This is a genomic window from Streptomyces sp. NPDC058240, assembly GCF_042882135.1.
In the GTDB taxonomy this organism is placed as follows: Bacteria; Actinomycetota; Actinomycetes; order Streptomycetales; family Streptomycetaceae; genus Streptomyces.
Window position 1 is genome coordinate 1 of record NZ_JBHVWT010000011.1, and the last position, 8,146, is coordinate 8,146.

Consider the following 8,146-nt stretch of genomic DNA (forward strand, 5'->3'; position numbering starts at 1 on the left):
CACCCCGGATCTCATCCGTGGTCAGCTCGTGCGGCACGGGGTGACCGTCATCGAACGGCAGCGGACTGGGGGCGACCGGCGTCCAGCCATGCGCCCCCGGCCCGACCGGAAGGCCGCCCAGCCAGGGAGCCGCCGTGGAGCCCTTGCGCCCGGCATGCGCGAGCTGGATGCCGGGGACGGACCCCTGCCCCTTGATGAAGTCCGTGATCCTGCGGAGCGCGGCGACCTGGGTTTCGTTCCAGATGCCGAGGTCGGCGGGGCTGATCCGGCCCTCGGGGCTGACGGCCGTCGCCTCGGTGAGGATGAGCCCGGTTCCCCCTATGGCGCGCGCCGCGAGGTGGGCGAAGTGCCAGTCGGTCGCGACGCCCGCGTCCGGGCCCTCCGGCGCGGCGCTGTACTGGCACATGGGCGCCATCCAGACCCGGTTGGGAATGACGAGCGACCGCAGGGTGTAGGGCTCGAAGAGGGCACTCACGTCGGACTCCGTTTCGACGGGTACGGAAGAATCGCTAGTACGATACATCCCGTACTACGACACCCGTCAAATTACGATGCCTCTCGTACAAGAACTCGGGCCGGGACGGATTCGACCCGTCGCCGGAATCGGGCCGCCCGGCCGGGCCCACGTCCCTGGGACCGGCGGGACGGGGCCGACAGGGCCGACGGGGTCAGTGGCTTCCGGCGCGCCGCCGGAGCGCGATATCGGCGTCCGCGTCATAGCCCTGGGTCCAGCTGCGCCCGGCGCCCGATTTCCAGGTGACGTGGACGGTGGCCCCGTCGACCCTGATGTCGTCCACCGTCATGGCCCGGTCGCCGTCCCGTACGTCCCCTCGGCGCAGCTCGCCCGCCTTGACGGTGACGGGCTGCGCCGATCGCGCGCCGTCGGCCTCGTCCGCCGCGAGGGCGAGCGCCGCCGCCAGCTCCCGGGCGCGGGCGGGGGTGCAGATCAGCGACAGCTCACCCGACGGCGCCACGGCCCTGATCCCGACCCGTGCTCCGACGGGGTTCACCTCCAGGGCTGCTCCGCGCCCCTCGGCGTCCTCGATCCCGCTGGTCATCGCTCCACTCTTCCCTTCGCCCGGCCGATTGATCGGTCCAGTACAGCTCGTCGGCCCCGCTCGGTCTCATCGGCCCCGCGCAGTTCATCGGCCCAGTACAGCCTGGGGCCTTCCGGGCGGACGGCGCCACTTCCGGAACGCGCCCTACGACTCGGCCACGACGATGTAGAAGGTCACAACTGCCAGGAAGGGACCGTCGGTGAGGTGGTCCAGCCAGCGTCGTGCCGCTTCCTCGGTGAAGTATCCGGCGCCGACGGCTCGACGCGCGGTGCGCTCCAGACCGAGAATCCCGTCGGCGGCCCGGACATCCCGGAAAACGGGGCTGACCGGGACGACCATGGGCACGGTGAATCCCGCGTCCGTCGCCAGTCGGGCGAGCTGGCTGCCGATGCGGGCGTTGCGGACGACTTCGTCCGTGACGTACTGGGTATAGGCGCGTGTCAGGCCGCTGTCCGGATGGTCGACCGTCAAGGTTCCCCAGTCCGGTTCGGCCATGACGAGCCGCCCGCCCGGCCGGAGCACACGCCGGGCCTCGCGGAGCGCTCGGACAGGATCGGCGACGTGCTGGAGAACCCGGTCGGTGCGGGCCCGGTCGGCGGTGTGGTCCGGCAGCGGCAGATCGTGGAGGTCGCCGAGCCGAACGGTCACGTTGCTCCGCTCCGCGGCGCGATCCCTTGCGGCATCGACCGCGGCCTGGTCGTGGTCGATGCCGATCACCGTGCCTGTCGCGGTGACAGCCGCGGCGAGCGCACCGAGGTCGGTGCCGGGGCCGCAACCGAGGTCGAGCGCCGTCTCGCCCGGACGGATTCCGAGTTCGTCGAGCACGTGCCTCTTGTAGGACCGGCCCAGATCGGCCGCGGCGACCCGGTCGAGGTAGGCGAACGCATCGGGAGTGACAGTCTCGAACACGAAGGAGGTCATGGACTCCAGTCAACCAAATCCGGCGAACAGTCCGGCTTCCACGGCGAGTTCGCAACCCGATCGGTCGGACCGACACGGTCCGGCACCACGACGACGTCACCCCCTCCCCTCATCACGAGATGCGCTGCTCCGGGGCCAGTGCCTCGCCTGTCTGCCTGTACGTCACCTTGCGCCGGACACATGTGGACAGGCGCTTCGGCTCGGGCCGGCCCAGGTCGTGCGGGAGCCGGGCCGGAGCGCGAACGACCGTTCCGGTCGGCGGAGTTCGCAGCGATGGGTGTTCGATCAGGGCGCCGAGGGTGCGGGCCGCCACCGACAACACGGGCGCCGCGGCCCGGGGACGGCGGCCTCGGGGGCCGTGGGTATTGCGTTGCGGACCGTCCGGGCCCTGCGTAGCGTCGTCCGCCATGACAGCCCTTGCCCTGCACACCGCACGACTGCGCCTGGAGCCGTACACGCCGGACGACGAGGAGGAATTCGCCGCCCTGTTCCAGGACACCCGGGTCTCCCGTTGGATGGGGGAAGGTCCCATGACGGAGGCCGAGGACCGCGCCCTGTTCGGGCGAATCTTCAGCAAGGTGTACGCACAGGACCTGTTCGATGTCTGGGCAGTTCGGCACGAAGGCCGGTTCGTCGGCCACGCGGAGATCAAGCCGTCCTCGGACGTCGGCGGCCACGAGATCGTCTACGCGCTGGCCGCCGCCGCGTGGGGGCAGGGGTTCGGTACCGAGATCGCGCGGGCACTGACCGGGTACGGCTTCGACACGCTCGGGCTCACCGAGGTGCATGCCACGGTGGCCCCGGGGAACGCCGCGTCACTGGCGCTGCTGGGCCGGATCGGTTTCCGGCACGTCCGGGACATGGTGGAGGAGGACGGCAGCACCACCCAGGTCCTGACCCGTTCCGCCGCGTTCGACGCCGCCGATGACACCATCGCCGACACCGCCCGTGACGCCGCCGGAGCCGGTCAGCCCCGGTAGACGTCCAGACGGCCGCACATGCCGAACTTTCCGTGTGCGGAGGGCTGTTCGGCGTGCACGCAGGCGTCGGCGAGGTAGTCGCCGTCGCCACGTGCCACGGCGTCGAGCTGGGCGCCCGTCACCTCGGAGGCGGCGGCGGCCCCCCGCTGCCAGCGCCCACGCCAGTCCTCGGATCTCGGGCGCACGAGTGCGGCCGCGGCCCGGTGGAATGCGGCGAGCGGCTCGGGGTCGCCCGCTTCGGTGGCCCGGCGCAGGGCGAGAAAGCCCTCGACGGCGAGATCGCGGCGGGCGCGGGCGGCCCGTTCCTGATCCGCCTCCGAGCCGTCGGCGGGCAGGGCGACCGCCGCCCGATAGGCCTCGGGGTCGGCCAGGTGGTCCGGCGGCAGGGTGAGCACGGCGTCGCCCGCCTCCGGCAGCCCGCTGTTCTCCATGAGGACGACGATGCACAGCCCGTCCTCGTTGACGAGCCGGTGGATCGTGCCCGGCGTGAACCACACCAGCGCACCCGGCGCCAGCGGCGTCTGCCGGAATCCCGACGTGGTGAGGGTCTGCACCGAGCCCGTGCCCCCGACCACCACGTACCCCTCGGAACAGGTGAGGTGGAGATGGGGTGTCCCGCCGCGCAGGCCGTCCGCGCTGGGCCAGTCGTATACCCGCAGGTGGGATACGGCGACGGCGCCCGGCAGCCCTTCGAAGGTCGGCACAGCTGCTCCTCGGTCTCTCTGCCATGAGGCCCGCGCGGGGTTCGCGCGAGGACGTCATGAGGCTCGGCAAGCGCTTTCTACGTCTGCTGCACCGTACCCGCGAAGACCGCGTACGCAACAGGGCCCGGGTGTCAGGAGGCTGCCCTGCGGGCCGCTGTCAGTGGTCGGGTGCAGACTGACCCTTATCCGACACAACGGCGTTTCGGGAGGTTCGGTCATGACCGACGTACTGCTCACCGTGGGCACCCGCAAGGGACTCTTCATCGGCCGCGGGCGCGGTGGCGCGTGGGAGTTCGACGGCCCGTATTTCAAGGCGCAGGCGATCTATTCGATCGCCATCGACACCCGCAGGCAGGTCCCACGACTCCTGGTCGGCGGTGACAGCGCGCACTGGGGCCCGTCGGTCTTCCACTCGGACGACCTGGGCTGGACCTGGGTCGAACCAGGACAACCAGCCGTGAAGTTCCCCCGGTTCACCGAGACATCGCTGGAGCGGGTCTGGCAGCTGCATCCGGCCGGCCCCGAGGCGCCCGATGTCGTGTACGCGGGCACCGAGCCCGCCGCGCTGTTCCGTTCCGAGGACGGCGGGGAGTCCTTCGAGCTGGTCCGCCCGCTGTGGGAGCACCCGACGCGTTCGAAATGGGTGCCCGGCGGGGGCGGTGAGGGGCTGCACACCATCCTGACGGACCCGAGGGATGCCCGCGCCGTGACCGTCGCGGTGTCCACGGCCGGGGTGTTCCGCACCAAGGACGGCGGTGCGAGTTGGGCTCCGTCGAACAGAGGGGTGTCCGCGGTCTTCCTCCCCGACCCGGATCCGGAGTTCGGTCAGTGCGTCCACAAGGTGGCGAGGGACGCGGTCGATCCCGACCGGCTCTATCTCCAGAACCACTGGGGAGTGTTCCGGAGCGACGACTCCGGGGACCACTGGACCGACATCGGGCAGGGGCTGCCGTCGGACTTCGGTTTCGCCGCGGCCGCACACCCGCACCGCGCGGACACCGCGTACATCTTCCCGATCAACGCCGATGCCGACCGGGTGCCCGCCGAGCACCGCTGCCGGGTGTTCCGTACCGGTGACGCGGGCAGCACCTGGCAGCCGCTGTCGACGGGCCTGCCCGAGGAGATGCACTACGGCACGGTGCTGCGCGACGCGCTCTGTACGGACGACGCCGACCCGGCGGGTGTCTACTTCGGCAATCGCAACGGCGAGGTGTACGCCAGCGCGGACGACGGGGACAGCTGGCAGCAGCTCGCCTCGCATCTTCCGGATGTCATGTGCGTGCGTGCGGCGGTGATCGGCGCCTGACCAACGGCCGACGGTGTGTCGGCCCATGGCTCGTTCCGATCGGTCATCGGCCCAACTCATCCCCCCGAAGCATCAGTTCCGCGCACTGCGACGCGGGCTGAGGCAACCCCTGGGCTTCACTCTCCGTCCTTCGGGAACGGGGGCCCCAGGGATCTCTGGGGTGTTCGAGAAGGCCGATGACCAGGAGGACCACCTTGATCCGTGTCTCGCGCACGGTTACCGCCGCACTGGCGGTACTCACCCTGACCGTTGGATGGCCGGAGTTGGCGCGCGCGTCGCCGCAACCGGCACACACGCAGCGTTCCACCGATTCCATATCCCCCACGTCGTCCTCCATATCCCGGGGAGGATCGGACGACCGGCTCCCGGCGGGCTGGCGGGTCACCGGTACGGGAGCCGGGAAGCAGCTCGTCTGGACCTCGCCCGACCCGGTACCCATGGGCGATGCCCGTGTCGAGTTCTACGCCGGGGACAAGCTCCTGGGCCGGCCGGTGGCCACGCGGGACCGGCGGGCCTTCCGGCTGAGGCTCGACGGCGCGGACATCGGACGCGTGACGAGCCTCAAGGCACTGGCGGGCGGACGCCGTCTCGACGCCTCCGGAGCCCGGCGGGCCCCGGACGCCCGGCGGGCCGCCGAAGCGGCGCAGCCGGCAGCTCCTCTGCCCGCGAATCCCGTCGACCCCGGCGTACCGGGCAAGTACCGGACCGTCAGCGGCGAGTACGCACTGAAGTCGGTGCGGTTGCCCGGCTTCACCGCTCCGGTGGAGATGCGCGCCGCGGTGGTGTCACCGGTCGGCGCACCGGAACGCCGGCCACTCGCACTGTTCCTGCACGGCCGTCACTACACGTGCTTCAACGCCAAGGGCGACCAGGGCATGTCCTGGCCCTGCGAGGCGGGCACACGGCCGGTGCCGAGCCATCGGGGCTATCTGCGTGACCAGAAGCTCCTGGCCTCGCAGGGCTACGTCACCGTCTCCATCTCGGCCAACGGGATAAACGGGCAGGACGACAGTGCCGACGACGGCGGCGCCCAGGCTCGCTCGTCCCTGGTGCGACTGCATCTGGCCCGTTGGGCCGGCTGGGCCGCCGACCGGGCCGGGGCACCCGCGGCCGTGCGCGCCGCACCGCCTGCCGACATGTCCAAGGTGCTGCTCGTCGGCCACTCCCGAGGCGGGGAAGGCGTCAACCGGGCCGCGCTCGACAGCCTCTACCGGCCGCCGGCGGACCAGGACGGCTACCGGGGCCCGGTGCGCTGGCGCATTCGCGGCACCGTCCTGATCGGTCCCACCGTCTTCGGGCAGAACCCCGTTCCCGATGTGCCGTCCATGACCATCCTGCCGGGCTGCGACGGCGACGTGTCCGATCTCCAGGGCCAGATCTATGTCGACGGCACCCGCGGCGTCAGCAGCGGCGCCGCACTGCACAGCGCGGTCTACATGGTCGGCGCCAACCACAACTTCTTCAACAGTGAGTGGACGCCGGGGCAGGCCGAGGCACCCGCCGAGGACGACTTCTGGGACGACGGCACCCCGGACCCGGTGTGCACTCCGGGCAAGAAGGCCCGGCTCGGCGCCACCCGGCAGCAGGCCGCCGGGGCCACGTACATCGCCGCGGCGGCCCGGCTGTTCGTCGCGGGTGACGACCGGGTACGGCCGCTGCTGGACGGCTCGGACCGGCGCGCGCCCTCGGCCGGCCCGGCACGCGTGCTCACGCACGCGGTCGGCGGGAAGCGGACGCCCGCGTTCCTGCCGGACACCTCGGTGGCCGTGCGCGGCGGCCGGGTGTGCGCGCAGGTGGATCCCGATCCGGGCCGCGCCTGTCTGCCGCCCGAAGGGACCGCCGTCTCCCCGCACTTCGCCATGTGGGACACCCCGCGGGAGCCCGGCCGCTACGCGGTCGCGATGCGCTGGTCGAAGCCGGGTACCGCGGTGAGAATCCGTCCCGCCCGTCCGGTCTCCGTGGCGGGTTCCGAATCGCTGGCACTCCGGCTGATCGTGCCGCCCAACACCACCGGCACCCGGCTGGACATCGCCCTCACCGACACCGAGGGCCGACGGGCGGCACTCGGCACGGCCCGGATCGACGGGCTGCCGGGCAGCGACCGGACCGCGTCCTACTGGGGGCGCGAGATCCGCGTGCCGCTCTCCGCCGCCGTACGGAGCAAGGTGGACCTGAAGCGGGTGAAGTCCCTGGAACTGACTCCGCGCAGCGGGTCGGGGCAGGCCTGGCTGGTCGACGCGTGGGGCTGGCGCCCCGGTACGCCCCCGGTTCGGGCGGCCTCGCTGCCGCGAGTGGACATCGGCCATCTGACCGTCGAGGAAGGCGACTCCGGGGTCCGGACCTATCGCATCCCGGTGCGGGTCTCCGGGCACGGTAGCGGCCGGGTCCGGCTGTTCGTCGCCGAGCCGGACAAGGACGAGGCCGACTACCGGACGGTGACGGTGCGTCCGGGCAGCCATGCCGTCGACGTGCCGGTCGAGGTGCGGGGCAACACCCGCTTCGGCTACGACATCACGCACAGCGTGTTCGTCAAGGCGGTCCGCGGCGCGGTCGTCGGCTCCCACCTCGGCGGTCTGACCGTGCGGAACGACGACCCGACGCCCACGGTCGAGGTGAAGCCGGTCGCGGACCATGTCACCGAGGGGCAGAGCCTGCGCTGGCGGGTATCACTCTCCGCGGTCGCCGATGTCGACATGGACTCCGTCGGTTTCGACATCCTGCCGGTCGACCACGGGGCGGAACTGTCCACCCTGGACGTCGACGGGCAGTGGCTGCAGGACACGTTCGGTGAGTCGCCGAGCCCGGCCCGACCGCTGTCCAAGGTGGTGGAAGCTCCGTATCTGCCGACCACCGTGCCCGCCGGCAAGCTGAGTGCCGAGGTGACCGTGCCCACGGTCGGTGACGGGATCGAGGAGCCGGAGGAATCACTGCGGATGCGAATGATCACCTACGACGAATCCTGGGAACCGCAGGAGGGACCGGTGTTCACCGGCACGGTGCGCGACGCGTCATGACGCGTGACGCGCAGCGCGTGACCTGAGGACGTGGGACCGGCCCCGCGAAAGAGACGGTGCCCCCCCCGGGTCGGCGAGGCGTGCGTCCCAGTCCCGCGCTATGCCCGGAGGGGGGGTTACCGCAACCCCCCACCCACTTCCCTTGTCCCCCCGCTCCACAAGA

Annotated in this window: 6 protein-coding genes and 1 pseudogene; 3 read left to right on the top strand and 4 right to left on the bottom strand. The window is 71.7% G+C overall.

Annotated elements, in window-relative coordinates:
• From ACFVX4_RS19560 to ACFVX4_RS19570, 3 genes and pseudogenes are all read right to left on the bottom strand, one after another.
• Positions 1 to 475 (bottom strand): annotated as a pseudogene (locus tag ACFVX4_RS19560) (NADH:flavin oxidoreductase/NADH oxidase); the annotation flags it as partial.
• A gap of 193 nt (positions 476 to 668) precedes the next feature.
• Positions 669 to 1,058: a hypothetical protein gene (locus ACFVX4_RS19565; protein ID WP_389978678.1), complete on the bottom strand. Its 390-nt coding sequence runs from the start codon at positions 1,056 to 1,058 to the stop codon at positions 669 to 671.
• 144 nt (positions 1,059 to 1,202) lie between these two features.
• Entirely contained in the window at positions 1,203 to 1,979 is a 777-nt protein-coding gene (locus ACFVX4_RS19570; RefSeq protein ID WP_389978681.1) for a methyltransferase domain-containing protein, read from the bottom strand.
• A 407-nt stretch (positions 1,980 to 2,386) separates the two neighbouring features.
• Between ACFVX4_RS19570 and ACFVX4_RS19575 the strand changes: the two genes are divergently transcribed.
• A complete protein-coding gene (locus ACFVX4_RS19575; protein ID WP_389978684.1) occupies positions 2,387 to 2,959 on the top strand; it encodes a GNAT family N-acetyltransferase in 573 nt (190 codons plus the stop codon).
• Here ACFVX4_RS19575 and ACFVX4_RS19580 read toward each other — a convergent pair.
• The gene (locus ACFVX4_RS19580) at positions 2,947 to 3,663 is read right to left on the bottom strand and encodes a cupin domain-containing protein (RefSeq protein ID WP_389978687.1); all 717 of its coding nucleotides are present in this window, start codon (positions 3,661 to 3,663) and stop codon (positions 2,947 to 2,949) included. The genes ACFVX4_RS19575 and ACFVX4_RS19580 overlap by 13 nt on opposite strands.
• 217 nt (positions 3,664 to 3,880) lie before the next feature.
• Here ACFVX4_RS19580 and ACFVX4_RS19585 point away from each other — a divergent pair, with 217 nt between their 5' ends.
• Both ACFVX4_RS19585 and ACFVX4_RS19590 read left to right on the top strand, forming a co-directional pair.
• The gene (locus ACFVX4_RS19585; protein WP_389978690.1) at positions 3,881 to 4,969 is read left to right on the top strand and encodes a WD40/YVTN/BNR-like repeat-containing protein; all 1,089 of its coding nucleotides are present in this window, start codon (positions 3,881 to 3,883) and stop codon (positions 4,967 to 4,969) included.
• Positions 4,970 to 5,163: 194 nt separating this feature from the next.
• The gene (locus ACFVX4_RS19590; RefSeq protein WP_389978692.1) at positions 5,164 to 7,983 is read left to right on the top strand and encodes a hypothetical protein; all 2,820 of its coding nucleotides are present in this window, start codon (positions 5,164 to 5,166) and stop codon (positions 7,981 to 7,983) included.
• Positions 7,984 to 8,146: the final 163 nt, after the last annotated feature.